The sequence below is a fragment of the Phyllobacterium zundukense genome (assembly GCF_025452195.1).
GTDB lineage: Bacteria > Pseudomonadota > Alphaproteobacteria > Rhizobiales > Rhizobiaceae > Phyllobacterium > Phyllobacterium zundukense_A.
This window is the reverse complement of the sequence record NZ_CP104973.1, coordinates 165,999-191,672: the sequence shown is the minus strand read 5'-3', so window position 1 is coordinate 191,672 and position 25,674 is coordinate 165,999. Positions and strand designations below refer to the sequence as shown.

Here is a 25,674-nt window from a genome sequence, read left to right as displayed (position 1 = left end):
ACTTAACCCGGTTTGATCGAAATTGTGTTGAAACGACGTTGATTAGCCGAGGATGCCGAGAATGTCGGATTCCTTCATGATCAGCAGGTCTTCGCCGCCGATCTTGACTTCCGTACCGGACCACTTGCCGAACAGGATAAGATCGCCTGCCTTGACATCGAGTGGTACGAGCTTGCCGGCTTCGTCACGAGCGCCAGTGCCTACGGAGACGATTTCGCCTTCCTGTGGCTTTTCCTTGGCAGTATCCGGAATGATGATGCCGCCTGCAGTCTTTGCTTCGGATTCAACGCGGCGTACTACGACGCGGTCGTGAAGCGGGCGGAACTTGGTCTTGGCCATGGTTAGAACCCTTGATGTTGGTGTCAAAACGATGTCGCGAACAGCTGCGCCATCCGCGTTATTAGCACTCGACAGAGGTGAGTGCTAACTGCGGCCGGAGATAGTGGGATGACACTGAAGAGTCAAGGGAAAGCTGCGATGAATCTTTCTGCGGTAAGACCAAATTCGGCAGTCGCAGGCGCTCGCAGGTGCTGCAGCAAGCCATTAATCCCATATGAATGTGATGACTTGATGAAACGACGCGTCAGGCTGCTTCGACGTCGATCTTGTCGAGAGCGAGATTTGCATCACCCCATGCCTTCAGGGCGTTGATAACCGGCTCCAGGCTACGGCCGCGCTCCGAAAGCGAATACTCGACCTTGGGCGGCACCTCGGCGTAGACCTTGCGTATGATCAGCCCATCGGCTTCCAATTCGCGCAGCTGGTTTGTCAGCATGCGTTGCGTGACATTAATCAGCTTGCGTCGGATCTCATTAAACCGCAGCGTACCTGACATGAGATGGTAGAGGATCACGCCTTTCCACTTGCCATCGATCAAGTTGAGAACACCTTCGACCGGACAGCCGGCGGAGCAATCAAACGTCTTGTGGCGCACGCGGGGCATAACGGTATCCTTTTTGACACTATATGCATTATATGTGCATTCTTGCACTTATGTAGCATAGGGCGCATCTCGAGCAGGTCAACTTTTTCAGGAGCAACGATCATGCGCGCTGTCGCCTATTTCAGAATCACAACCCATCACCGCTGAAACTTCATTGGTCGATATCGACCTGCCAAAGCCCGAAGCAAGTGGCACAGACCTGTTGGTTGAGGTGAGGGCGATCTCTGTCAATCCCGTCGATACCAAGGTCCGGGTCAGGGTCAACCCGGAAGGGGGAACGCCCCAGGTACTTGGCTGGGATGCGTCAGGCGTCGTAGCCGCAGTGGGTCCCGAGGCACAATTCTTCAAGCCGGGTGATGAAGTGTTCTACGCTGGAGTGATCGATCGTCCCGGCACGAACTCAGAATTTCACCTCGTCGATGAGCGTATCGTCGGCAAAAAACCATCATCGCTGAGCTTCAGCGCCGCGGCCGCCTTACCGCTGACATCGATCACCGCGTGGGAGGCGTTGTTTGATCGGCTCCATGTCGAAACACCGGTACTCGGGGCGGCCAATGCCATCGTTATCATCGGCGGCGCCGGTGGAGTTGGATCGATCGCTATTCAGCTCGCGCGAAAGTTGACCAACCTCACCGTCATCGCCACGGCGTCGCGTCCGGAAACGCAGACTTGGGCCCGTGATCTCGGCGCTCATCACGTCATAGATCACTCGAAACCCATAGCGGCCCAGGTTGAGGCGCTGGGTATAGGCGCTCCGGGATTCGTGTTCTCAACTACCAACTCCGATGCGCATCTTGCCGAAGTCGCCACGCTGATCGCGCCGCAGGGCCGGTTCGCACTGATCGACGATCCGAAGACACTCGATGTCATGTTGTTGAAGCGCAAGAGCATATCGCTGCATTGGGAGCTGATGTTTACACGGGCGCTGTTCAAGACACCCGATATGGATGCTCAGCATCGAATTTTGAACCAGGTGTCGGAACTCGTTGACGAAGGGACGATCAAGACGACTCTCGCCGATGACTTCGGCCTGATCAACGCCGCTAATCTGAAGAGAGCACATGCGCTTATCGAAAGCGGCCGCGCCAAAGGCAAGATTGTTCTGTCCGGATTCTAAATCAGGTCAATTGCGCTGGCTATTGGGTAGTAGAAGCGGCTAGAAGAGCAGCGTCAGTCGTCGAACTGCTCCTCGCAAACGTGATGGGCCATGTCGACGAGCATGTCGCTGACATGTTCGTCGGCAAGCTTGTAGAAGATCTGCTTGGCCTGCCGGTTGCCACGTACCAGCCGTGCTCCGCGCAATAGCCGCAGATGATGACTTACCAGAGATTGCGACAGATCGAGGCTCGTCGCTATATCACCGACTGATCTCGGCTCGTCGAGGCAGAAGAACAGGATGCGCAACCGCGTCGGATCGCCAAGCAGCCGAAACGTCTCTGCGAGGACCGTTGTATCGAGCTGCGATGGAATTGCTACCTTGTTCAATGTTTATGATCCTCGTGACCATGACTATGCGGCGCGTGGTTGTGATCTGCGTGGTCATGTTCTTCGTGACCGCCGCCCGGCTCTATGCCAAGGCAGCAATCCTCCGGCGCGGTATCCGGCCAGTCGATGGCGATGGTCGAATGTTCAATCCCGAACTTCGTTCTCAACTCGGCTTCGACCTGCTTTACCAGCAAACGAGGATTGGCATCCGCTTGCGGCAGTACATGCAGTGTTGCGAGCGCTTTTCCTGATGTAATCATCCAAACGTGAACGTGCCGAACATTGGCGCAACCGGGTATGGTTTTCTTCAAATGCTGCTCGATTTCTTCCGGCGAGGCGTTCGCCGGCGCACCTTCAAGAAGAATATGCATTGAATTTCGCAGCAATGCCCAGGCACTGCGCAGGATAAGCAGGCAGACGAAGACCGAGAGGATGGGGTCTATCGGCGTCCAGTCCGTATAATAGATGACGATAGCGGCGATGATTGTCCCGACAGAACCAAGCAGATCGCCTAGCACATGCAGGATTGCACCCTTGATATTGACGTGTTCGCTGTCGCCGCGCGTAAGGATCCAGAATACAGCTATATTGATGACTAGCCCGATCGTCGCGACGATCAGCATCGGCCCTGCCAGTACTTCACCGGGGTTGCGGAAGCGATCAATTGCTTCGATGGTAATCCAGATGAGGATAGCGAAGAGGGCGATGGCGTTCATCAGCCCGGCAATGACTTCAAAACGCAAATAACCGAATGTGCGCCGCTCATCTGCGGCCCGTTTGCCGAAATGGAATGCCGCATAGGACAGAGCCAGCGCCGCGGCATCGGTCACCATATGGCCAGCATCGGCGATCAGCGCCAGCGAACCGGACAACAAACCGCCGATGACTTCGACGATCATGAAGGCAAATGTAATGAAAAACGCAATCAACACTTTGCGCTGATTACCCACCGTGATCTTCGGTGCGTGGTCGTGGCCTTCGTGGGAATTTGACATGGCTTGCCCTAGTGATAACAAACATATCAATAATTGTTCATATGTATGCTGTCAATATCTGGACGCGAAACAATCGCAGATGATCATGGGTGACACATTTCATGCAATCGGGTAAGCGATGTCGGGCTTTGCGTTCTCGGAAAGGATCGGCATGACCGATATGATACATTTGCAGCGTCTCGACGAATTGATGGATCGCTACGATGTCCTCCTGTGCGATGTCTGGGGCGTTCTGCACAATGGCGTGGATTCTTTTGCTTCCGCATCGGCAGCTCTTTCACGTGCGCGGAAAGCCGGTCTGACGGTCGTCCTTATAACCAATGCACCGCGCCGTTTTGATAGCGTCGCACAGCAGATACACGCGCTTGGCGTGGCCGAATCTTCCTACGATCGCATTGTCACATCGGGGGACGTGACGCGCGAATTGATCCGCAATGCGCCGCGCCACGTCTTTCATCTTGGGCCTGAGCGCGATGAAACACTGTATGAAGGGCTGGACGTCGAACTTGTCGAGGAACGCGAAGCAGACGTCGTCGTGTGCACCGGATTCTTTGACGATGAGACGGAAACGCCGGAAGATTATGCAGAAATGCTCACTCGATTCCGTTCGCGCGATCTGCCGTTCATTTGCGCCAACCCGGATATTGTCGTCGAGCGTGGCGACCGACTCATATGGTGCGCGGGAGCGCTTGCCCGTGACTATAGCCAGCTTGGCGGCCGGACATTGATTGCCGGCAAGCCGCATCGCCCAATTTACGAGGCCGCTGTTGCCGCTGCTATGGAGGTGCGCGATGAGCCTGTCGATCTCGCGCGCGTCCTCGCTATCGGCGATGGTATGCTGACTGACATCAAGGGCGCCGACCTTTTCGGGATCGATGCTCTCTATATTTCCGGTGGTATCCATGCTGGAGATTACGTCATGGGCGGCGTTCAAGACCTTGAGAAACTGCTTGCATTTCTGGCGAAGCACGGCAGCATTCCTGTGGCCACGATGACTATGTTGGCCTGAGGCTAAAGTTCATGTCGATCCTGCGTCTGAGCGATCCGAACCATTTGCCCGAGCACCTCAAAGATGCCGTTGTCGCGATTGGCAATTTTGATGGTGTGCATCGCGGTCACCAGGCCGTGCTGGAACGCGCGCTCGAGGCAGCGCAGGCGGCGGGAAAGCCTTCCCTCGTGCTGACTTTCGAGCCGCATCCGCGCAGCGTGTTTGTACCGGACCAGCCGGTCGACCGCTTGACCCCGGCCGCCGAGAAAGCCTCCATTCTCGAAGCATTGGGCTTTGATGCAGTGGTCGAGTGCCATTTCACCCGCGAGTTTTCGCAGCTGACTGCAGACGTATTTGTAGACCAGATACTGGTCGGCGGCCTGGCGGCGAGCCGCATCGTTACTGGTTTTGATTTTCATTTCGGCAAGAACCGTCAGGGCGGCCCCGCCTTTCTGATGGATGCCGGCGAAAAGCGCGGCTTTCATGTTACTCTGGTTGATGCCTTCCGCGATGAGGGCGGCCACGCCATCTCATCGAGCCGTATTCGCGAACTTTTCGGCGAAGGCGAGGTGGTGGAGGCAGCGGGTCTACTCGGTTATCGCCACCGTATTCGGGCAGAGGTCATTCGCGGTAAACAGCTAGGCCGCACTATTGGATTTCCGACAGCCAACATGGTTTTGCCGCCGGAAACACATCTGAAACATGGCATTTACGCCGTGCGTTTCCGCAGGGCTGACGGTACGCTCTACGATGGAGTTGCCAGCTTCGGCCGGCGGCCGACAGTCGACACAGATGGTGAACCGCTGCTCGAAAGCTATGTCTTCGATTTCAACGGCGATCTCTATGGTGAAACCTGCGCTGTATCATTCTTTGGTTATCTGCGTGGCGAGGAAAAATTCGACGGCCTGGAACCGATGATGCAGCAAATCAGGCGTGATGAAGAGGAATCGCGGGCCTTGCTGCAGGGTGTGGGGCCGTTGTCGGCGCTCGACCAGACGATCAACTTCGATTGAATTGGTAAATTGTTTACCAAGACAATAAAGCCAATTTTATCTATCTTTCGGTAGTTTCGCCAGATAACTTGCCACCTCCCAGGCAGGGTTCCGGAGTGATTTCATGTCTATTCGCCTGATTGGCGCTCTCTCGAGCGCACTGTTTTTTGCGGGATCAACTGCAGTTTTTGCTGATGAGTATTATCCGGACAGCCAGCCTACCAGTAGCACGCGCGGAGATCATTGGTGGTCAGGCGACTGGTATCTCACGCTTGGCGCCAAAGGCTTCGTTGCTCCAAAGTATGAAGGCGCCAAGGACTATATGCTCAGCGCTGCCCCGGTTATCTCCCTTGGCCGTGCAGGTAAGTCGGTTCGTTTTTCTTCGCTCAATGACAATGCCTCCCTCGGTTTCATCGACACAGGCGTTTTTCGGGCCGGGATCACCGGTAAACTGATCACCGGGCGCGACCGCGGTGACTCGGATGATCTCAAAGGCCTTCACGATGTCGACTGGGGATTCGAGCTCGGTGGCTTTGCAGAATTCTATCCGACAGACAATATTCGCGGCCGAGTCGAGGTACGGCGCGGTATCGGCGCTCATGACGGCGTCGTAGCCGATTTTGCCATCGATGCCTTCAAGGACATAACGCCGACAGTGCGCGTGTCTGCGGGTCCGCGTGCAACCGTTGCCTCCAAAGACTATTTTGAGGAATATTATGGTGTGACTGCCAGCGAGTCTGCGGCATCGGGCCTCGCACGATATTCGCCGGGCGGCGGCCTGAAATCGCTTGGCGTCGGCGGTCAAATCACCTGGCAGACCACCGACAAGATCACCACGAGCGCCTATGCCGAATATAGCCGGTTAATGGGACCAGCGGCAGATTCAAGCCTGGTCAGGGAGCGCGGTTCGGCCAATCAGGCGACACTCGGCGTGCAGGCAACCTACCGCTTCGACTTCGCGCTTTAAGGGCTTGAGGAGGCACACGCGAAGTTTATTGCGCCTCCCTCTTTATTCTATGAGCGGTGATTGCTAAAAGCGCCGCATGAAAACCGTTTGCTGGACCGGCGCGCAGTCCATACCTATTCAGACGATACGAATTACTGGCCCGGCCTTGCCGCGTTCCTGAAGCTTCGGCTTCGCGGTGCGGAAGGTCCGGGGCGGCGCCTTTGCGCTCTAACATGATTTCTTCGAGATCTGCCCGCTGCGATAACGCGCGGGCCCCATCACAAGCTGGTAAAATGACCGACACGTCCACGACACTCGACTATTCGAAAACACTCTATCTGCCACAGACGGACTTTCCGATGCGCGCCGGGCTGCCTGCCAAGGAGCCGGAATTCGTTGCACGCTGGCAGGAGATGAACCTCTATAAAAAGCTGCGTGAGGACGCGAATGGGCGTCCGCTCTATGTCCTGCATGATGGTCCGCCCTATGCCAACGGCAACATCCATATCGGCCACGCGCTGAACAAGATCCTCAAGGACGTCATCACCCGCTCGTTCCAGATGCGCGGCTATGACTCCAACTATGTGCCCGGCTGGGACTGTCACGGCCTGCCGATCGAGTGGAAGATCGAGGAGCAGTACCGGGCCAAGGGCAAGGACAAAGACGAGGTGCCGATCAACGAGTTCCGCAAGGAATGCCGTGAGTTCGCCACGCACTGGATCAAGGTCCAGTCGGCGGAGTTCAAGCGCCTCGGCATCGAAGGCGATTTCGAAAACCCCTACACCACGATGGCGTTCCATGCGGAAAGCCGCATTGCCGGTGAATTATTGAAATTCGCTATGTCCGGCCAGCTTTATCGCGGCTCCAAGCCTGTCATGTGGTCCGTGGTCGAGCGCACTGCGCTCGCCGAGGCTGAAGTTGAATATGCTGACATCGAAAGCGATACGATCTGGGTGAAATTCCCGGTGCTTTTCATGAGCCGTGATGGCGCCGAAATGAGACCCGAGTTGCTGAACGCGCATGTCGTCATCTGGACCACTACGCCTTGGACAATCCCCGGTAACCGAGCAGTGAGCTATTCGCCACGCGTTGCCTATGGGCTGTATGAGGTTGAATCTGCGGAGAATGATTTTGGTCCGCGTCCAGGTGAAAAGCTGATCTTTGCCGATGCCCTTGCCGAAGAATCGGCAACGAAAGCCAAGCTGACCTTCAAGCGCATCAGGACGGTTTCGGCTGATGAACTTGCGGCGATGACGCTTTCTCATCCCTTTAAAGGCCTTGGTGGCGGATACGAATTTCCCGTGCCCACGCTGCCCGGCGATCATGTCACCGACGATGCCGGCACTGGCTTTGTCCACACGGCGCCCGGCCATGGGCGCGAGGACTTTGATGCTTGGACAGATGCGCGCAACGATCTTGAAGCTCGCGGCATTTCTTCGGCAATCCCGTTCACTGTCGATGATGCCGGCTATTATACAAAGGACGCGCCGGGCTTCGGCCCCGACCGTGAAGGCGGTGCCGCGCGCGTTATCGACGACAATGGCAAGAAGGGCGACGCCAATAGGGTCGTTATCGAAGAACTCATTGCCCGCGACGCATTGTTTGCGCGGGGCCGTCTCAAGCATTCTTATCCGCATTCATGGCGTTCGAAGAAGCCGGTGATCTTCCGCAACACGCCGCAATGGTTCGTCTATATGGACAAGGACCTCGGCGATCAGACGACGCTTCGTTCGCGCGCGCTTGCCGCTATCGACGAAACGCGCTTTGTCCCCGCTGGCGGCCAGAATCGGCTTCGCGCCATGATCGAGGATCGTCCCGATTGGGTGTTGTCGCGCCAGCGAGCTTGGGGTGTGCCGATTTGCGTCTTCGCCGACGACAACGGCAATGTCCTGAAAGACGACGGCGTCAACGCGCGCATCCTCGCAGCTTTCGAACAGGAAGGCGCCGATGCCTGGTTCGCTGAAGGTGCGCGCGAGCGGTTCCTTGGTGAAAAGGCGAATGAGCCATGGACGCAGGTCCGCGACATTCTCGATGTCTGGTTCGACTCTGGTTCAACCCATGTGTTCACGCTGGAGGACCGGCCGGACCTGAAATGGCCTGCCGATGTCTATCTCGAAGGTTCGGACCAGCATCGCGGCTGGTTCCATTCGTCGCTGCTGGAAAGTTGCGGTACGCGTGGTCGCGCGCCCTACGACACCCTTGTCACCCATGGGTTCACCATGGACGAAGAGGGGCGAAAGATGTCAAAATCGCTCGGCAATACGGTGACGCCGCAGGACGTAATCAAGGATTCCGGCGCGGATATCCTGCGTCTTTGGGTCATGACGACTGATTATTGGGAAGATCAGCGTCTCGGCAAGAACATCATCCAGACCAACATCGACGCCTATCGCAAATTGCGCAATACGATCCGCTGGATGCTCGGTACGCTTGCCCACGATGAAGGCGCCGAGATCGCCTATGACGATATGCCGGAGCTCGAGAAGCTGATGCTGCATCGGCTTGCCGAACTCGATGATGTTGTCCGCACGGGCTATGACGCCTTCGAGTTCAAGCGTATCACCCGCGCGCTGATCGACTTCATGAATGTCGAACTCTCGGCCTTCTATTTCGATATCCGGAAAGACTCGCTCTATTGCGATGCGCCGTCGAGCATCAGACGCAAGGCCTCGCTTCAAGTCGTGCGCTATCTCTTTGACCGCATCGTCACATGGCTGGCCCCGATGCTGCCGTTCACGATGGAGGAAGCTTGGCTGGACCTCCACAGGGACGCAGTATCGGTCCATCTTGAGCAGTTCCGCGAAACGCCAAAGGAATGGAAGAACGACGAACTTGCCGCCAAATGGCGCAAGGTGAAAGATGTCCGCCGTGTTGTAACCGGTGCACTCGAACTGGAGAGGGTAAAGAAAACCATCGGCTCGTCCCTTGAGGCAGCGCCTGTGGTCTACATCACCGATCCGGAATTGCTTGCCGCGGTGAAGGGGCTGGACATGGCGGAGATCTGCATCACCAGCGACATCACGATAAAAAGCGAAAAAGCCCCTGCGGATGCGTTTGTCGCCGATGATGTGAAGGGCGTTGCAGTTGTATCTCAACGTGCGACAGGCATGAAGTGTGCCCGTTCGTGGCGATATACGCACGATGTCGGCTTGGACCCGGCTTTCCCGGACGTTTCAGCCCGCGACGCCGGCGCTCTACATGAGCTGGAAAAACTTGGAAAACTTGCTGTTTAGAGAAGAAATGCGGATTGCTGGATAAAGTGATCCGCATATCCTCTGTAAAAACATGCACAGACTTGCTTAATCTAATTGGCCTCATGTAAAAGGCTTGCCATTGAGTTGCCTGATTTTAGAGGCAGGGCATAGATCAAGCACAATTTGATCGGCAGTCAGTACTGCCCAGACATGGGTTGGAAATAGCGAGTATGGATTTGAACGGACGCATTACGGTTTTCGGTGCACTGGTCGCGTCACTGGCGCTTGGCGGCTGCATGTCGTCGCCTACCTATGGGACGGACAAGACTGCTGGCAGCCAGCTCCTCGACGATGTATCGAACATGGCTTCCTTTGGATCATCCAAGAAGAAGAACCAGATCGCTTACAACCCGCGTCCCGAGCTCGTCCGGCCAGCCGAGGGCAAGGTAGCACAATTGCCAGCACCGCAGAATGATGTCGTGACCACCGACAGTGCAAACTGGCCGGAATCGCCCGAGGCGCGGCGCAAGCGCATACGCGACACAGCTACGGCCAACCAGAACAATCCGAATTTCGTGCCGGAAGTCGAGAATGATATGCCTCTTGCCCAGCAATCTGCAGGCAAGCCGGAATATGGGTTCTTCAATGACAAGTCTCCCGCCAATCAAGGATCGAAAAGCACTGCGGGGGCGGATTTCCGCGCTCGCAAGCTTGCGTCAACAGCCGGATCGCCAACGACGCGTCGTTACCTGAGCGAGCCGCCACTCGAATACCGTGCTCCAGCCTCTACCGCTGCAGCCAATGAGCTGGGTGAAGACGAGGCCAAGAAAGAGCGGGAACGCAAAGCCGCTGCAAAAAAAGACAAAGGCTTTAGCTGGAAGAATCTCATTCCTTGGGAATAGGGATTTACCGAGCGCGCGCAGTCTGCAAGGTCACACAATTGTCGAGCCACTATTCCTTGACCGACCGCGAAGGTCGTCAAGGCCGACAATAATTGCAACTAAGACGATATTTGCGCACCCTAATACTTAAGTGTTATTATTTCTGACTAGTCGAAACCCTTGGGGCGTTGGGGGGTATTCGCATGATTGTTGTCAGGATGGGGGATAAAACCACTCGTGCCTTGCGCACGGGTCTGATAACGGTCTCTTTTTCCATTTTTATCCTCATTCCTGCCGAACCGGGCGTCGCACAACAAATCGTGACGAGCGGCCAGGTCACGAGCGGAATTCTGACAACGCCCGGCCCACAGCCCAGTCCATGGGATGTGGGTTACCTGCTGAATGTCGGCAGCGATCTGGTCAACAGGATAGATGGCGAGGGTTCATTGATCATTCGCGATGGTGGCGTTGCGTTTCATTCGCGTGTCGATCCAGATGTGGATCGATTAACGACCGATGTCGGAAGGAATACTGCCTCTGTAGGCACCGTCCTTGTGACAGGCGCGGGATCGTCGTTCGATTATGGCCATCAGATGTTGATCGGCGGGGCCGGATCAGGGACTCTCGTCATCGAGAATGGTGCAAGGGTCTTCGATGCCGGTGCGGATTTTAACGGCGCGCCACCAGCGACGGCGATCGGGTCAGAGGCCGGCGGCTCGGGAATGGTCCGCGTTGATGGCACTGGTTCCCTCTGGGGGGCCGGATCCCGGCTAAGCGTCGGTACTCGAGGCGCAGGTTCGCTGGATATCATTGGAGGCGGACGCGTATCGACCGATATGGTCGTCGCTATAGCGCGATTCCCCGAGGCCAATGGCACAGTCACCATCCGGGGTGTGAATTCAGTGCTCGATCCGGGCCGCTTCCTGTTCGTCGGCCTTGGCGGTACCGGTTCGGTCTCGGTACTGGACGGCGCCGCTGTCCGAAGTCTTGATAGGGTTGATATTGGCGGTGGGGCTGGGGTACCAGCACAGGGTATCGTGGCTGGCTCAGGTACGGGCATTGTCAATGTCGCGGGCGCAGGGGCTGCACTTTCCGCAGCATCGGAACTGACCATTGGAAATACCGGCACCGGAACCCTGAACCTCGGCATCGGTGGCACGGCTGCAAGTCCCGTCATAAGCATTGCTTCCGAACCTGGCTCGTCAGGAACGCTCAACGTTCTAGGTGGAGCTTTGCAAACAGATAGCATCGCGTTCGGCGCAGGCAGCGGCGCGTTCAATCTCGATCCCGCGACGGACTATGATCTTACTGCTCGTATGAGTGGTTCTGGCGCATTCAATGTGCTTTCAGGCAACGTGATTCAGACAGGAGACAGCAGCGGCTTTACTGGTAATACGAATCTCGTGGGCGGTAATCTCATTGTGAATGGCACACTCGGCGGGATCATTAGTGTCGAGGAAACCGGGCTGTTGGGCGGAACCGGGACCGTGGGCTCCACCTCAATCAACGATGGTGGTCTCCTTGCTCCGGGCAATTCGATCGGTACGCTGCACGTTGACGGCAATCTCACCTTCAACCAAGGGTCGACCTATCAGGTCGAGGTCGATCCGGCTGGCAACGGTGACAAGACATTGGTCTCCGGAATCGCAACGCTGAGCGGCGGACATGTGGATGTCATCGCTTCATCCGGCAGTTGGCGTATCGGCACCGTTTATACAATTCTTACGGCTGCAGGCGGATTGAACGGCAGCGAGTTCCTCGGTGTGTCGTCAAATCTCCAGTTTCTGACACCGGCATTGAGCTATGACGCCGACAATGTCCTGCTCACACTCACGCTCGTTCGCTTGCCGCCAGATCCCGGCCCAGACCCGGGGCCAGAGCCGACACCAGTCGTCTTTGGTTCACTCGCCAAAACACCCAACCAGAAAAACGCAATTCAATCCCTTGATCGCTTCTTGATGGATAATCGGGACACGGACAATCCGCTCATTGGAATGCTCCTTGGGCTCGACAAAGCAACGGCACCTCTGACCATCGCCCAGCTTCCCGGCGAAATTCACGCGTCATTGGCAAGCGTGCTACTAGATGACGGCCGCTTCATCCGGGATGCAGCCAACAATCGGCTGCGCTCGGCTTTCGGCGATGTGGCCGCACCGCCAATTCCCGTTCTCGCTTACGGTCCCGACGGCGTCGAACCACAAATCGGCACGGGCGACCGGTTTGCCGTGTGGGGGCAGGGCTTCGGTTCGTGGGCAGACTGGGAGAGTAACGATCAAGTTCCCGGTGTCGATCGATCCGTCGGCGGCTTCCTCATCGGCGGCGACGCTGCAGTCGGTGACAACGCCCGTATCGGTGTGCTCTCCGGCTACAGCCAAACCAGCATCGATGAGTCCGGGCTCGACGCGTCAGCAGATGTCGATGATATTCATCTTGGTATATATGGTGGAGCAGAGTTCGGAAGACTTAGGCTTCGGTCGGGCGCGAGCTACACTTGGCACGATATCAGCACCGATCGCACCGTGCAGTTTACCGGATCGGAGGAGCGTCTCACGGCTGACTATAACGGCGGAACGGCGCAAATCTTTGGTGAGTTCGGCTACTCCCTGCAATACAATACCGTTACTATCGAGCCCTTCGCCAACTTAGCCTATGCCAATCTCCATCTCGACAGTTTTGCTGAAGAGGGCGGTTCGGCCGCGCTTGCCGGTGCCTCGTCGGATGCCGATGTGACATTCACTACGCTTGGTCTGCGCGCCTCAAAGCAATTGTTGTTCGGCGACGCCACGGCGATGCTTCGGGGTATGGCGGGTTGGCGGCATGCCTACGGCGATGTTACGCCGTTATCGTCGCTTGCATTTGCCGGTATGGATAGCTTCGAGATATCGGCATTGCCGATCGCTCGGGACGCTGCGCTGGTCGAGGTGGGTCTCGACATTGATCTTGCGCCGGCCACAACGTTTGGCTTTTCCTATCGTGGGCAGATTGCCAGCGAAGTGCAGGATCATGGCGTCAGAGCCGATCTGACAGTGCGATTCTAGCAACAAGAATTGTGGAACGGATTGATGCTTTCGTCTACAAGGAGAGAGCGTCGCTTCCATCTTCCCATCAAGGACCGCAACAATTGTTCATTCTGCGATTTCTTGGCCTAATCATCCTTATAATTTTGACGCTTATTGGCTTTCTGTGGGGAGGGTTCGCACTCTGGTATCAATTGCCGTTTGGCATTGCCGGCAACATTGGTTGCCTCTTGCTCTGGGCGGCGATCGCTTTCGCCGTCCTTTGGCTTGAGTTCAAGGGTCGCGCCTGGCGTGCACTTATTGTGCTGGTTCCGGTCATGGTCGGCCTCGGCTATTGGTGGAGCACGATCACACCCTCGTTGAATCGTATCTGGGCCGATGATGTTGCGCAGACTGTGACCGGCTCTCTTAACGGCAACTATGTGACGCTTGCAAATGTGCGCAATTTTGAATGGCGGACGCCGACAGAATTTACCCAGCGCTGGGAAGTCCGGACTTATGATCTTCAAAATCTCGATTCCGTCGACCTATTTCTGTCCTATTGGTCGAACCCCGCTATCGCCCACACGCTTGTGAGCTTCGGCTTCAATAACGGCGATCACATTGTTTTCTCCGCCGAGATACGCAAAGAGCGTCATGAAGAGTTCTCCGAAATCGGAGGGTTCTTCAAGGAATTCGAGCTGGCGATGATTGCAGCAGACGAGCGCGATATCATTCGATTGCGTACGAATATCCGCAAGGAAGATGTTTATCGCTACCGCATCAATCTCAAGCCGGAGATGCGACAGGCACTCTTCCTGTCCTATATGGATAACGCCAATCATCTGGCGAGCACGGCAAAATTCTATAATACGATAACGGCCAATTGCACGACGGTGATTTTCGACATGGTCCGGGCAATAACTCCGGAACTGCCGCTCGATTACCGGGTCATTCTGTCAGGTTATTTGCCCGGCTACCTTTATGATATCGGCGCCATCGATCATCAGGGACCTTTGGAGGCGACGATAAAAGCAGCTTCGATCAACCAGCTTGCTCAGGATGCTGGCTCGGATATGGATTTTTCGGCAAAGATCAGAGCAGAAAATTAAAGTCTTTTGGTTTGGAAGAATTCCTTGAGCATGACTTCCACTTCCTGTTCCTGAAAGCCGGAATATACCTCCGGTGCATGGTGGCAAGTCGGCTGGGCAAAAAACCGCGCACCGTTTTCGACCCCTCCGCCCTTGATATCCCGTGCGCCGTAGTAGAGCCGCCTTATACGGGCGAAAGAAATCGCAGCCGCACACATGGTGCATGGCTCCAATGTCACGTAGAGATCGCAACCGGTGAGGCGTTCGTCATCAAGGATGTGGCAAGCTTCGCGGATGACAAGGATTTCCGCATGTGCGGTTGGATCGTTGAGCTCGCGCGTGCGATTGCCCGCCCGCGCCACGATTGTCCCGTCCTTGACCAGGACTGCACCGATCGGCACCTCGCTGCGCGTCGCGGCGTCATGCGCTTCGGCTAGAGCCACACTCATTGGATCAGTTTTTTGGTTCACGCGGCGCTCATCGTCCAGAATTTACTCGCAAGAAAACCTCATAGCTGTTAGTGAGCGCTGCTGAAAGGCAAACATTCCATGACAAGTTCAAATGATGACGGGAAGGGCGGCAAACGTCCCTTTGAAAAGCGAAGCTTCGACAAGCGAGGCAACGATGGCGATCGCGCCAGAGGCTCACGCAAGTTCGAGGGCGCGGCTCCCGCCAAGCACGGTGTCGAGCACCGCAAATCACCACGCGACGAAGCACCGGCCGAGGAAGGCGAGCGTATCGCCAAGCGGCTTGCTCGCGCCGGCATAGCTTCTCGGCGGGAGGCCGAAACGATGATCGCCGCGGGCCGCGTGTCCGTCAATGGCAAGCGGCTCGAAAGCCCGGCCATCAACGTCATGCCTGCTGATCGCATCGAAGTCGATGGCAAGCCTTTGCCGCAAAAGGAACGCACACGTCTCTGGCTCTACCACAAGCCCGCAGGTCTTGTTACGACCAACCGTGATCCGGAAGGGCGCCAGACCGTCTTTGAATCCTTGCCCAAGGATATGCCGCGCGTCCTTTCCGTCGGTCGTCTCGATATCAACACAGAAGGCTTGCTGCTTCTCACCAATGATGGCGGCCTATCCCGCGCGCTTGAATTGCCGTCTACCGGCTGGCTCCGCCGCTATCGCGTTCGTGCTCATGGCAGCATTACCCAGGAAAAGCTCGATACGCTCAAGGATGGCATTGCAGTGGATGGTGTCTTCTACGGCGCGATCGAAGCGACACTGGAACGTGAACAGGGCTCGAACGTCTGGATCATGGTTGGCTTGCGCGAAGGTAAAAACCGTGAAGTCAAGAATGTACTTGGCGCGCTCGGACTTTCAGTCAACCGGCTGATCCGCATTTCCTATGGACCGTTCCAGCTCAGCGATCTGCCGGAAGGCTCTGTACGCGAAATGAATGGCCGAACCTTGCGTGACCAGCTGGGCGAACGGCTGATCGAAGAATCCGGTGCGGATTTCGATGCGCCGATAATCAACGTGTTCTCCAATGACGCGGTGAAGGGTGAGGCGGTCCAGCAACCGAGCGAGCGTCCGGAGCGCCGCTCATCCGAATGGATTTCCAGCGCTCCCGTCGCCAAGGCCCGCGGGCCGCGCAAATCGAAGGACGAGAAGCGGGAGGAGTCCCTCTCACGCTGGACGACGGATCGCAATGAGCGGCCGGCGGTGCCTCGTGGCGGTCGTGAGGATCGCCCAGCACGCGCGCCACGCGAAGACGATCGTAAGCCACGCTCCCAGCATGGCGTGTCATCGAAAGCCGATCGGGAGCGCAAGGAAGACGAAGCGGCAGCTCCGCGCAAGTCTCGCGGCGCCAACGTCTGGATGGCGCCTGGCGCGCGTCCGATGGGTAAGGCGAGGGCCAAGGCCGTGGAAGCGCGGGAAGAGCGTAACCGTTCAGAAGGTCAGCGTGCCGACAAGCCGAAGCGTTTCGGCGAAGGCTCCGCTCGGCCTGCCGGTGATCGTCCTGCCAGTGATCGCACCACCGTCGGTCGTTCGTCAGCTGGTTATGCCGGCGACAAGCCACGCAGTTTTTCTCCGCGCGCCCCACGAAGCGAAGGCGACAATGCTGATCGACCGAAGCGGACATTCGGGGCTACGCGGCCGGAAGGTTCTCGGGACGGACCTCGTGCGGATCGTCCCCCGCGCGTCGGCAAGCGGGAGCGTGCCGAATTGAAGGAGCGGGAAGCAAGGGGTGAGCATCCGGCTCAGGGTGATCGCCCAGCGCGTTCCGAGCGCCCATACGGGGCAAGCGGCAGACCGACTCGATCGCCCGGCCGCCAGGATGGCAAAAGCGGAGATCGGCCATATGGCGGGCCCAAAGGTGCACCGAGGGGCCGGTCCGGTGGAGGCGCAAGTCGCCCTCCGCGTGGCGACAAACCCAAATCCTAGGACTTGAAGCCATGCGAATTGTCGGTGGCAAATTTCGCGGGCGTGCCTTGGCGACGCCCGCTTCCAACGCAATACGGCCGACGACCGACCGTACGCGCGAAAGCCTTTTCAATATTCTGGTGCACAGTTATCCGGAGAAGTTTGAATCAACGCGCGTACTCGACCTTTTCGCCGGGACTGGCGCGCTGGGCCTTGAGGCATTGTCACGCGGCGCTCGCTATGGTGTGTTCATTGAAGAATCGACGGAAGGGCGCGGACTGATCCGCACCAACGTCGAGGCATTCGGTCTGCTCGGTAACACCAAGATATTCCGACGTGATGCGACTAAACTTGGCGACGCAGGCACCATCGAGCCATTTGATTTAGTCTTTGCCGATCCCCCCTATGGGAGAGGCCTCGGCGAGATGGCATTCAAATCCGCACTTGAGGGCGGCTGGCTCAGTCCAGACACGCTTCTGGTGCTGGAGGAAGAGGCCGAAGCTGTGATCGAACTCGACCCGCGATTTGTCGTGGTTGAAGAACGTTCCTATGGCGGAACGGTTATAAGGTTTGTCACATTGAAGTCGTAAAGACCGCGATTGTATCGCTTTTCGTGAAACAGAACTGGATCGATCTGTATGTCCTGCATTTTAAGCCGCGCCCTTACGGTATTTATCCTGGTCGGCGCGTCGACCCTTACGGCTGTTTCCTTCGTTCCAGCGCGTGCGGATACTGTTCCGCAAACCGCGAAGGCGATCGAGACAACCAATAAAGATGACGTTTCGTCGTTCCATCTGGACAACGGACTTGAAGTCGTCGTGATTCCGGATCATCGCGCGCCCGTCGTCACCCATATGATGTGGTACCACGTCGGCTCAGCAGATGAAGAACCTGGCAAATCCGGCATCGCACATTTCTTTGAACACCTCATGTTCAAAGCCACCAAAACCTATCCAGCTGGTGAATTTTCCCGCAAGGTTGCCGAGATCGGCGGACAGGAAAATGCTTTTACCTCTTACGATTACACTGCGTTCTATCAGCAAGTAGCGCCATCGGCTCTCGAAATGGTCATGACCTATGAGGCCGACCGTATGGAAAATCTCATTCTCAACGACGATGTCGTCAAGACCGAGCGCGATGTCGTGCTTGAGGAGCGCCGCTCTCGGACGGACAGCAACCCTTCAGCTTTGCTTGCGGAAGAGGTCAATGCGACGCTCTACCAGAACCATCCCTATCGGATACCGGTAATTGGCTGGCTGCACGAAATGCAGCAGCTAAATCTCAAGGACGCGCTTGCATTTTATGCCAAATATTACACCCCGAATAATGCTACGCTTGTTGTCTCGGGTGATGTCGATCTGGCTACGGTAAAGGCGCTTGCGGAAAAGACTTATGGTAGGGTTCCGCGGAGGGCGGAGCCTGGAAAACGCGAACGCCCCCAGGAACCGGAGCAGAATACCAAGCGTACTGTCTCATTGGCCGACCCACGGGTCTCGCAGCCGAGTTTCCAGAAGATGTGGCTTGCTCCTTCTTATACCAGTGCCAAACCAGGGGAAGCTGAAGCCTTGGATCTTTTGAGTGAAATTTTGGGTGGATCCAACCGCAGCCGCATCTACCAGTCTCTGGTCATCACCGACGGAACGGCTGCAAGTGCCGGTGCATATTATCAAGGCGGGTCACTGGATGCCGGCAGTTTCGGTGTCTATGGTTCGCCGCGCGGTACAGCGACCCTGACCGAAGTCGAGGCTGGTATCGACGCTCAGATCGCCAGAATCATCAAGGATGGCGTAACGGAAGATGAACTCGAGAAGGCGCGCAATCGTTTCCTGAAAAGCGTGATTTTCGCTCGTGACAGTCAGGCGGGCATGGCGCGCATCTACGGCTCGACACTCTCGACCGGACAAACCATTCAGGACATCCAGGAATGGTCAGATCGCATCCGTGCGGTAAAGGTTCAGGATATCCAGAGTGTGGCGCAGCGCTATCTTGTCGATAGCCGCTCTGTCACGAGCTATCTCATGCCGGAGGACGGAAAACCTGATCAGAAATCGGACAACGAGCCCGCAGAAGCACAACAACCAGAAGCGCCTGCAGAAGGGGCCGTCCAATGACCGCGCCAATCATGAAGCGATTTGCCGCCCTGTTTTTCTTGATCTTCTTTTCGGTTGCCCCAAGCTATGCAGTCGAAATAAAGGAAGTTGTCTCGCCGAAAGGCATAAAGGCCTGGCTGGTGCAGGACGATTTCGTCCCGCTGATTTCCATGCGCTTTTCGTTCAAGGGCGGATCGACACAGGATCCTAACGGCAAGGAAGGGCTTGCCAATTTGATGACCGGCCTCTTCGATGAAGGCGCTGGTGATCTCGATTCGGAAACGTTTCAGGAGAAGCTTGACGACGTCGGCGCCGAGATGGGCTTCAACGCCGACGATGACGACGTTACGGGATCCATTCGTATGCTCGCAGAGAAGCGGGATCAAGCCGTTGATCTTTTGACACTGGCGGTCAACAAGCCGCGTTTCAATCAAGCCCCGATCGACCGGATTCGTCAGCAGATTATTGCAGGGATCAAGTCATCTGAACGCGATCCCAACACGATAGCCGGACGTAAATTCGCAGAAGTGCTTTATGGCGATCATCCATATGGGCGTCGTTCGGAGGGCACTGAAGCGAGCCTGAACTCGATCACCCACGATGATCTGGCAACCTTTCATAAACGCAATTTCGCCCGTGATAATCTGATCGTCGCAGTGGTCGGTTCGATCAGCCCAGAAGAGTTAAGTCCGCTGCTTGACAAAGTTTTTGGCGACCTTCCGGAGAAAGCTGAACTGGAGACTATCAGCGAGGCCAAGCTTGCGTTTGGTCAGATCACGCGTGTCGACTACCCTCTGCCGCAGACATCGATTTCCATGGTTTATCCCGGTGTTCGTCGTCAGGATCCCGATTTCTTTCCCGCCTATATCATGAACCATATTCTTGGCGGCGGCACATTCTCTTCCCGGATTTACAACGAGGTGCGCGAAAAGCGCGGTCTTGCTTATTCGGCGGGCTCGAACCTCGTTACCCGCGATCATATGGCGGCGCTGATGGTGAACACTGCCACCCGGGCTGATCGCGCCAACGAAACCTTGCAGATATTGAAGACCGAGATCGCCAAAATGGCCAAGGACGGCCCGACGGAAGACGAACTCGTCGAGGCCAAGAAATACCTCGTCGGGTCCTATGCCGTGAACAATCTCGACTCGTCATCGGCTGTCGCCAGTACGCTTATCGGCTTGCAGGACGAACGTCTCGGCCGGGACTATATCGACAAGCGCGCCGAGCTGATCAATGCCGTTACACTTGACCAGGTAAAGGAAGCGGCCAAAAAATTGCTTGAAACGGATCCGGCTATTCTCATCGTCGGTTCGCCACAATCCTGAGAAGGATGGAGCGTCATGATCGCTCGCGATCTGCAAGAGATGGATGAGCGGAGCGGCGCGGGTAGTCCCGCCGACACGCCGACTTTCGCCATTGCATTCGGCGGCGGTGGGGCGAGGGGGCTGGCTCATATCAACGTCATCGAGGCACTGGACGAACTCGGCATACGGCCGACGGCAATATCCGGTTCCTCCATCGGTGCAATCATGGGCGCAGGCATGGCGGCAGGCATGTCCGGCCGTGACATCCGCGAATATGCGATCGCCACTCTTTCGCGGCGCGCTGAAATTGCGGCACGGCTGTGGCGTATGCGTCCTGCCAGTTTTGGTGAAATGCTGGGCGGCGGTATCCGCTTCAGCCAGTTCAATATTGAAAAGGTGCTCAAGAGTTTTCTTCCCGATCGCATTCCAGACACGTTCGAAGAATTGACTATTCCACTGAGCGTAACGGCTACCGACTTTTACGGCCAAAGAGAGGTGCCGATCGCCGAAGGCGATCTTTATAGCGCCATCGCCGCGTCAGCAGCCATACCGGCAGTGTTTCGGCCCGTGCGTCGGGACGATTGCATCCTCATCGATGGCGGCATCTATAACCCTGTCCCGTTCGATCACCTGAAAAATAAGGCGGCGTTCGTGATCGCTATCGACGTCGTTGGAGGACCGGAAGGCGATATCGGCAAGTTTCCATCGTCCATTGATGCGATGTTCGGCGCCAGTCAGTTGATGATGCAGTCGATCATCGCGACACGCCTGCGTACCGATCCCCCGGCAATTTTCCTCCGCCCAAACGTCGCACGGTTCGGCGTTCTCGACTTTCTCCGCGTCGAGCAGGTATTGCGCGACTCAGCCGGCATCAAGGAGGAGTTGAAACGCGCGGTCGATGCCGCCATCACCTACGTGGAACATCGCGAACTGGAGTGACTAGGGTCAGGACCTACTAATCTGGTCGAAATGAGTCTGACCCTATGCCTACTCAGCCGGAGTGGGGTCCGGCTCTATGGCTGCGTCCATTTCCTCGTCGGGAACCGTATCGATACGCTTGGCTTCGCGTGTCGGCTTGATCAGCGGTTCTGGTGTTACCGGTCGCGTCAACAACAAATCATTGCCGGCTGTCAGGCCTTCCGACGCCTGGATATGCAGCCGGTCCTCATCGCGCCGCCGAATATCCTCCATGATTTCATGGGCGAGCTCTTCGCTGACACCGAGTTCTTCGAGAGTGCGGCGGCCGAACACCAAGCCGGACTCCAGCGTCTCGCGTAGCTCGTAGTGAACCCCACGCGCTCGTAGCTTCAACGTGTGAACGCGGTCATACGAACGGACGAACAGCTTGATATCCGGATAGTTCGCCTGGATCATTTCAACGATTTGATCCGTCGTTTCTCTTATATGTGTGCAGACGGCAACGATCTTGGCTTGCCGTATTCCCGCAGCTTCCAGAACTTCCTTGCGCGTGCCATCACCGAAATAAATGCGGAATCCAGAATCGTCCTGCCGCGCGTATCCGATCTGCGGATGCGTCGATGACAGTCACGTCGCTTCCACCAGCAAGCAGAATTTGCGCCGCGATCTGACCGTAACGCGAAAAACCGATCATCATCACATCTGCACCCGCTCCATCGAAGTCCTCGTCGATCTCGTCTTCGGCGTTTGGATTGGCTAGAAACTTGTTTCCAAGCGCGACGGATAACGGCATGACGGCCATCGAAAGCGTTACGACTGCCACCAGTTCTGAAGCTGCGGACACACTCATCAAGCCAGATGCAGCGGCCGCGGAAAACAATACGAAGCCGAACTCGCCGCCTTGCGGTAGAAAGAAAGCAATCCGGATCGCATCGTTGTGACTGGAGCGAAAGAGCCGTGCCAGCAGATAGACGACGAGCGCCTTGATCGCCATGAAGACCGGTACTGCAAGCAGGATTGCCAGCCAGTCGGTGAGAATGACATCGAGATCCAGCGAGAGCCCGACTGCCATGAAGAACAGGCCGAGAAACACACCGCGAAATGGTTCGATATCGGCTTCGAGCTCATGCCGGTAGGAAGACTCCGCCAAAAGAACGCCGGCAATGAAGGCGCCCATGGCCATCGATAACCCGGCGAACTGCATCAGAACGGCCGCGCCAAGCACCACGAACAGCGCCGCGGCAATCATGACTTCGCGTGCGCCCGTATTGGCAATGAAGCGAAACAGGGGGTTGAGGAGATAGCGTCCGACTGCGACGATTGCACCAATGCAGATGACTGCAATGAGAAACTGGCCGAGCGGATCCGCCTCGTGCTGCGCAGAGCCGGGCGCAAGGACAGGGATCATCGCCAGCAACGGAACGATGGCCAGATCCTGAAATAGCAGGATGGCGAACGAAGTCTGACCGTGCTGCGTGGCTGTTTCGCCACGCTCCTCCAATATCTGCATGGCAAATGCTGTCGAAGAGAGTGCCAGACCAAACCCGGTCACAACCGCAGCCTGCCACGTCATCAAGTCGAAGGCGAGGATCAGCCCGGTGAGCACAGCACCGGTGACGATGACCTGGGCGGCGCCAAGGCCGAAAATTGCATGACGCAATGTCCAGAGACGCGAGGGCTTCAATTCGAGGCCGATGACGAAAAGCAGGAACACGACGCCGAGTTCGGAGAAATGCAGGACCTGTTCACCATCGGTAATGAGATTGGCCAGAGGTCCGATCAGTAAGCCAGCAGCGAGATATCCGAGAACCGTGCCGAGCCCAAGACGTTTGAACAGCGGCGCCGCAATTATTGCCCCCGCGAGAAGTGCCAGTGCCTGAAAATAGAGGTTGCCGCTTTGCGAGAGCATATATTTGTGACCTCGGCTGTGAGATTGTTGCGTTAGCTTGCCTTGATAGACCCCAATTTGCACCATATAGGAAGGAATGCATCTGACTTGCGTCAGATAAGTCCTTGCATCCTATCATGCAATCAACGTTAGAGACGAAAATGACCGAGCCGGTAAATTCCCGCGAATTCGTAGACAATGCGGCGGCACTTGTGAAAGCTGCGAAGCGTGCCGGGGCCGATGCCGCCGATGCGGTTGTCGTACGTTCGCGCTCGACGGGCGTGACTGTTCGGCTCGGAAAAGTCGAATCGACGGAGTCCTCGGAAAGCGACGAGTTTTCATTGCGCGTATTCGTCGGACGCAAGGTTGCGAGCGTTTCGGCCAATGCCGGCGTTGATCCGAACGTTTTGGCGGAGCGCGCCGTCGCCATGGCCAAGGTTTCACCGGACGACGCATTTGAAGGACTTGCCACCCCCGAAAATCTCGTGCGCAACATCCGTGACCTCGATCTTTATGATTCGACGGTAGTTGACGCAGCGCAATTGACCGAGGCAGCCCTGACCGCAGAAGAAGCCGCTCTTGCTGTCGAAGGCGTTACCAATTCCGGTGGCGGATCGGCGTCGGCGGGTATGGGAGGCCTTGTGCTGGTTACGTCTGGCGGCTTTGCCGGGCAGTACATGGGGTCGCGCTTTTCGCGCTCGGTCAGTGCCATTGCCGGAAGCGGCACTGCCATGGAACGCGATTATGATTTTTCGTCGCGTATCTATTTCGACGCTTTGGACGATGCTGAAGCCATTGGTCGCTCCGCCGGCGAGCGGGCTGTCAAGCGCCTTGGTGCACGTCAGGCAAAGACCGGCCGCGTTAACGTCGTGTTCGATCCGCGCGTTGCCCGCGGCATTGCCAGTCACATCGCCAGTGCGATCAATGGGGCATCGGTTGCGCGCAAGACCAGTTTTCTCAAGGATCGTATGGGGATGAAAATTCTCTCGGACGCGATCAATGTCACCGACGATCCGTTGCGGGTTCGCGGCCCTTCCTCACGTCCCTTCGATGGCGAAGGGATGGAGGGCGTGCCGCTCAACATGATTGAGAATGGTGTGCTCAGGCATTGGTTTCTGTCGACCTCGACAGCCAAGGAATTGGGCTTGACCACAAATGGCCGGGGTGTTCGTTCTGGCTCGACGGTCGTCCCATCTTCGACGAACTTCGCTATAGAGCCGGGAGACAAGACACCCGAAGAAATCATCCGTTCTGTCGGGACGGGCTTCTACGTTACCGAACTCTTCGGCCATGGCGTGGATATGGTCACCGGTGAGTACAGTCGAGGTGCTTCGGGATTCTGGATCGAGAACGGCGAACTTGCTTACCCGGTGAGCGAAGTCACCATCGCGTCCAATCTTAAAGAGATGTTTCTCAATCTCGTTGCCGCCAACGATATTGATCGCAATTTCGGTGTTGCCAGCCCGACTCTCCTGATCGAAGGCATGACTCTTGCCGGCAAATAGACAAAATCGCGAAGATCTCGAACTGATACGTGAGGCTGCAGAAGGTGCGGGACGAATAGCGCTCTCGTATTTTAAGCAAGCGCCGCAAATCTGGATGAAGACAGGCAATTCGCCCGTTACAGAAGCAGACCTTGCCGCAGACAAGTATCTGAAGGACATGTTGCTGACCGCACGGCCAGACTATGGCTGGATATCGGAAGAGACGCTTGATGAACGGGTAGCCTCATCCAGACAACGCTTCTTTGTGGTCGATCCGATCGATGGAACTCGCGCCTTTATCGAAGGGCAGGATGTCTGGTGTGTCAGCGTTGCCGTCGTAGAAAACGGGCGGCCGGTCGCAGGTGTACTCGACTGTCCTGCGCGCGAGGAAATATTCACGGCATTGCCGGGTTTCGGCGCGGAGCAAAATGGCAGTGCTATACACGTTCAGGCCGAGAACCAGCCATTCAAGATAGCGGGCCCTGGTGCATTTTTGAAAAGACTGCCCGAGCGTTTCCTTGCTTCCATCGAACATGCTCCTTATGTGGCTTCGCTAGCTTATCGGATCGCCATGGTGGCGCGTGGCGATATTGCTGGCACTTTTGTACGCCCCAACTCGCATGACTGGGATTTGGCTGCGGCGGACCTCATCCTTTCGGAGGCGGGTGGCAATGTCTTGACAGCTGATGGCAAGCCACTCGCCTATGGCTTACGCAATACCAGTACCGGCGATTACCGGCATGAGGGACTCGTTGCGGCCAGCGGTCTACTAATGGATAACATGTTGGCCGTTGTCGCCGAAACCGCCTTCGGATAAACAGGCAGTAACTTCAATTCGATCATTTGGATGGGCAACCATGAGCGAAAACGCATCAGATCAAAAGCAACTGCTTCATCTCGTCTTTGGCGGCGAGTTGAAGAAATTGGGCGGCGTTGAATTTCGCGATCTCGACAAGCTCGATATTGTCGGCATCTATCCAAATTTCGAAACTGCACAGCGTGCGTGGAAATCCAAAGCACAGCAGACGGTCGATAATGCGCACATGCGCTATTTCATCGTGCACATGCATAAGTTGCTGGATCCAGTCACAGGCAAGGCGGATTGAT

20 protein-coding genes and 2 pseudogenes are annotated in these 25,674 nt (G+C 56.5%); 16 read left to right on the top strand and 6 right to left on the bottom strand.

Features of this window, described 5'->3' with window-relative positions; all coding sequences use genetic code 11:
- Nucleotides 1-42 precede the first annotated feature (42 nt).
- Nucleotides 43-339 carry a co-chaperone GroES gene (groES, locus tag N8E88_RS13310; RefSeq protein WP_106715529.1) on the bottom strand — a complete coding sequence of 99 codons (297 nt, stop codon included), beginning with the start codon at nucleotides 337-339 and terminating at the stop codon, nucleotides 43-45.
- A gap of 244 nt (nucleotides 340-583) precedes the next feature.
- Nucleotides 584-943, bottom strand: a complete 360-nt coding sequence (locus N8E88_RS13305) for a winged helix-turn-helix transcriptional regulator (protein WP_112525988.1) — start codon at nucleotides 941-943, stop codon at nucleotides 584-586.
- Between the two features lie 102 nt (nucleotides 944-1,045).
- On the opposite strand from N8E88_RS13305, the pseudogene N8E88_RS13300 reads away from it, so the two are divergent.
- Nucleotides 1,046-2,060: pseudogene (locus N8E88_RS13300) on the top strand (zinc-binding alcohol dehydrogenase family protein).
- A gap of 53 nt (nucleotides 2,061-2,113) precedes the next feature.
- On the opposite strand, the gene N8E88_RS13295 reads toward N8E88_RS13300, so the two are convergent.
- Together N8E88_RS13295 and N8E88_RS13290 are read right to left on the bottom strand one after the other, a co-directional pair.
- Nucleotides 2,114-2,428 (bottom strand): ArsR/SmtB family transcription factor, encoded by a 315-nt coding sequence (locus N8E88_RS13295; RefSeq protein ID WP_262294081.1) that lies wholly within the window; start codon nucleotides 2,426-2,428, stop codon nucleotides 2,114-2,116.
- Complete coding sequence (locus N8E88_RS13290; protein WP_262294080.1) at nucleotides 2,425-3,423, bottom strand: cation diffusion facilitator family transporter; 999 nt, start codon at nucleotides 3,421-3,423, stop codon at nucleotides 2,425-2,427. Before N8E88_RS13290 ends, N8E88_RS13295 begins: the two co-directional genes overlap by 4 nt.
- A 160-nt stretch (nucleotides 3,424-3,583) precedes the next feature.
- Between N8E88_RS13290 and N8E88_RS13285 the strand changes: the two genes are divergently transcribed.
- The 7 genes from N8E88_RS13285 (at nucleotide 3,584) to N8E88_RS13255 (ending at nucleotide 14,532) form a co-directional block, all read left to right on the top strand.
- Complete coding sequence (locus N8E88_RS13285) at nucleotides 3,584-4,432, top strand: TIGR01459 family HAD-type hydrolase (protein ID WP_262295718.1); 849 nt, start codon at nucleotides 3,584-3,586, stop codon at nucleotides 4,430-4,432.
- Nucleotides 4,433-4,443: 11 nt separating this feature from the next.
- Entirely contained in the window at nucleotides 4,444-5,424 is a 981-nt protein-coding gene (locus N8E88_RS13280) for a bifunctional riboflavin kinase/FAD synthetase (protein ID WP_262294079.1), read from the top strand.
- A 103-nt stretch (nucleotides 5,425-5,527) separates the two neighbouring features.
- The gene (locus tag N8E88_RS13275; protein ID WP_114428324.1) at nucleotides 5,528-6,370 is read left to right on the top strand and encodes a MipA/OmpV family protein; all 843 of its coding nucleotides are present in this window, start codon (nucleotides 5,528-5,530) and stop codon (nucleotides 6,368-6,370) included.
- 272 nt (nucleotides 6,371-6,642) lie between these two features.
- Nucleotides 6,643-9,582, top strand: a complete 2,940-nt coding sequence (ileS, locus tag N8E88_RS13270; protein ID WP_262294078.1) for an isoleucine--tRNA ligase — start codon at nucleotides 6,643-6,645, stop codon at nucleotides 9,580-9,582.
- A gap of 191 nt (nucleotides 9,583-9,773) precedes the next feature.
- Nucleotides 9,774-10,445: a hypothetical protein gene (locus N8E88_RS13265; protein WP_262294077.1), complete on the top strand. Its 672-nt coding sequence runs from the start codon at nucleotides 9,774-9,776 to the stop codon at nucleotides 10,443-10,445.
- Nucleotides 10,446-10,627: 182 nt separating this feature from the next.
- Entirely contained in the window at nucleotides 10,628-13,462 is a 2,835-nt protein-coding gene (locus N8E88_RS13260; protein ID WP_262294076.1) for an autotransporter outer membrane beta-barrel domain-containing protein, read from the top strand.
- A gap of 83 nt (nucleotides 13,463-13,545) precedes the next feature.
- Nucleotides 13,546-14,532 carry an Lnb N-terminal periplasmic domain-containing protein gene (locus N8E88_RS13255; protein ID WP_262294075.1) on the top strand — a complete coding sequence of 329 codons (987 nt, stop codon included), beginning with the start codon at nucleotides 13,546-13,548 and terminating at the stop codon, nucleotides 14,530-14,532.
- Here the strand turns inward: N8E88_RS13255 and N8E88_RS13250 are convergent.
- The gene (locus tag N8E88_RS13250; RefSeq protein ID WP_410010716.1) at nucleotides 14,529-14,960 is read right to left on the bottom strand and encodes a nucleoside deaminase; all 432 of its coding nucleotides are present in this window, start codon (nucleotides 14,958-14,960) and stop codon (nucleotides 14,529-14,531) included. The two genes, N8E88_RS13255 and N8E88_RS13250, sit on opposite strands and share 4 nt — an antisense overlap.
- A gap of 99 nt (nucleotides 14,961-15,059) precedes the next feature.
- Between N8E88_RS13250 and N8E88_RS13245 the strand changes: the two genes are divergently transcribed.
- From N8E88_RS13245 to N8E88_RS13225, 5 genes are read left to right on the top strand one after another with little or no spacing between them, the layout of a single operon-like run.
- Complete coding sequence (locus tag N8E88_RS13245; protein WP_262294073.1) at nucleotides 15,060-16,901, top strand: pseudouridine synthase; 1,842 nt, start codon at nucleotides 15,060-15,062, stop codon at nucleotides 16,899-16,901.
- Between the two features lie 11 nt (nucleotides 16,902-16,912).
- Nucleotides 16,913-17,470, top strand: a complete 558-nt coding sequence (rsmD, locus tag N8E88_RS13240) for a 16S rRNA (guanine(966)-N(2))-methyltransferase RsmD (RefSeq protein ID WP_262294072.1) — start codon at nucleotides 16,913-16,915, stop codon at nucleotides 17,468-17,470.
- 48 nt (nucleotides 17,471-17,518) lie between these two features.
- Nucleotides 17,519-18,991: a M16 family metallopeptidase gene (locus N8E88_RS13235; RefSeq protein ID WP_262294071.1), complete on the top strand. Its 1,473-nt coding sequence runs from the start codon at nucleotides 17,519-17,521 to the stop codon at nucleotides 18,989-18,991.
- Entirely contained in the window at nucleotides 18,988-20,298 is a 1,311-nt protein-coding gene (locus N8E88_RS13230) for a M16 family metallopeptidase (RefSeq protein ID WP_410010643.1), read from the top strand. The genes N8E88_RS13235 and N8E88_RS13230 overlap by 4 nt, the downstream gene beginning before the upstream one ends.
- Before the next feature lie 15 nt (nucleotides 20,299-20,313).
- On the top strand, nucleotides 20,314-21,216 hold the full coding sequence (locus tag N8E88_RS13225; protein WP_262294070.1) for a patatin-like phospholipase family protein: 903 nt from the start codon (nucleotides 20,314-20,316) through the stop codon (nucleotides 21,214-21,216).
- Between the two features lie 48 nt (nucleotides 21,217-21,264).
- On the opposite strand, the pseudogene N8E88_RS13220 reads toward N8E88_RS13225, so the two are convergent.
- A pseudogene (locus N8E88_RS13220) lies at nucleotides 21,265-23,104 on the bottom strand (monovalent cation:proton antiporter-2 (CPA2) family protein).
- Between the two features lie 140 nt (nucleotides 23,105-23,244).
- Here N8E88_RS13220 and N8E88_RS13215 point away from each other — a divergent pair.
- The 3 genes from N8E88_RS13215 to N8E88_RS13205 are packed head-to-tail and all read left to right on the top strand — an operon-like array spanning nucleotide 23,245 to nucleotide 25,673.
- Nucleotides 23,245-24,588: a TldD/PmbA family protein gene (locus tag N8E88_RS13215; RefSeq protein WP_262294069.1), complete on the top strand. Its 1,344-nt coding sequence runs from the start codon at nucleotides 23,245-23,247 to the stop codon at nucleotides 24,586-24,588.
- Complete coding sequence (locus tag N8E88_RS13210) at nucleotides 24,575-25,384, top strand: 3'(2'),5'-bisphosphate nucleotidase CysQ (protein ID WP_262294068.1); 810 nt, start codon at nucleotides 24,575-24,577, stop codon at nucleotides 25,382-25,384. The genes N8E88_RS13215 and N8E88_RS13210 overlap by 14 nt, the downstream gene beginning before the upstream one ends.
- 40 nt (nucleotides 25,385-25,424) lie before the next feature.
- Entirely contained in the window at nucleotides 25,425-25,673 is a 249-nt protein-coding gene (locus N8E88_RS13205; protein WP_224512456.1) for a DUF4170 domain-containing protein, read from the top strand.
- The last annotated feature ends 1 nt before the right edge of the window (nucleotide 25,674 follow it).

What these genes read in the sequence shown, in the direction of transcription:
- groES (WP_106715529.1), bottom strand. Translation starts at nt 339, where the DNA reads ATGGCCAAGACCAAGTTCCGCCCGCTTCACGACCGCGTCGTAGTACGC.
- N8E88_RS13215 (WP_262294069.1), top strand. Translation starts at nt 23,245, where the DNA reads ATGACCGAGCCGGTAAATTCCCGCGAATTCGTAGACAATGCGGCGGCA.
- N8E88_RS13250 (WP_410010716.1), bottom strand. Translation starts at nt 14,960, where the DNA reads ATGAGTGTGGCTCTAGCCGAAGCGCATGACGCCGCGACGCGCAGCGAG.
- N8E88_RS13230 (WP_410010643.1), top strand. Translation starts at nt 18,988, where the DNA reads ATGACCGCGCCAATCATGAAGCGATTTGCCGCCCTGTTTTTCTTGATC.
- N8E88_RS13245 (WP_262294073.1), top strand. Translation starts at nt 15,060, where the DNA reads ATGACAAGTTCAAATGATGACGGGAAGGGCGGCAAACGTCCCTTTGAA.
- N8E88_RS13235 (WP_262294071.1), top strand. Translation starts at nt 17,519, where the DNA reads ATGTCCTGCATTTTAAGCCGCGCCCTTACGGTATTTATCCTGGTCGGC.
- ileS (WP_262294078.1), top strand. Translation starts at nt 6,643, where the DNA reads ATGACCGACACGTCCACGACACTCGACTATTCGAAAACACTCTATCTG.
- N8E88_RS13260 (WP_262294076.1), top strand. Translation starts at nt 10,628, where the DNA reads ATGATTGTTGTCAGGATGGGGGATAAAACCACTCGTGCCTTGCGCACG.
- N8E88_RS13275 (WP_114428324.1), top strand. Translation starts at nt 5,528, where the DNA reads ATGTCTATTCGCCTGATTGGCGCTCTCTCGAGCGCACTGTTTTTTGCG.
- N8E88_RS13285 (WP_262295718.1), top strand. Translation starts at nt 3,584, where the DNA reads ATGATACATTTGCAGCGTCTCGACGAATTGATGGATCGCTACGATGTC.
- N8E88_RS13280 (WP_262294079.1), top strand. Translation starts at nt 4,444, where the DNA reads ATGTCGATCCTGCGTCTGAGCGATCCGAACCATTTGCCCGAGCACCTC.
- N8E88_RS13305 (WP_112525988.1), bottom strand. Translation starts at nt 943, where the DNA reads ATGCCCCGCGTGCGCCACAAGACGTTTGATTGCTCCGCCGGCTGTCCG.
- N8E88_RS13265 (WP_262294077.1), top strand. Translation starts at nt 9,774, where the DNA reads ATGGATTTGAACGGACGCATTACGGTTTTCGGTGCACTGGTCGCGTCA.
- N8E88_RS13205 (WP_224512456.1), top strand. Translation starts at nt 25,425, where the DNA reads ATGAGCGAAAACGCATCAGATCAAAAGCAACTGCTTCATCTCGTCTTT.
- N8E88_RS13225 (WP_262294070.1), top strand. Translation starts at nt 20,314, where the DNA reads ATGATCGCTCGCGATCTGCAAGAGATGGATGAGCGGAGCGGCGCGGGT.
- rsmD (WP_262294072.1), top strand. Translation starts at nt 16,913, where the DNA reads ATGCGAATTGTCGGTGGCAAATTTCGCGGGCGTGCCTTGGCGACGCCC.
- N8E88_RS13290 (WP_262294080.1), bottom strand. Translation starts at nt 3,423, where the DNA reads ATGTCAAATTCCCACGAAGGCCACGACCACGCACCGAAGATCACGGTG.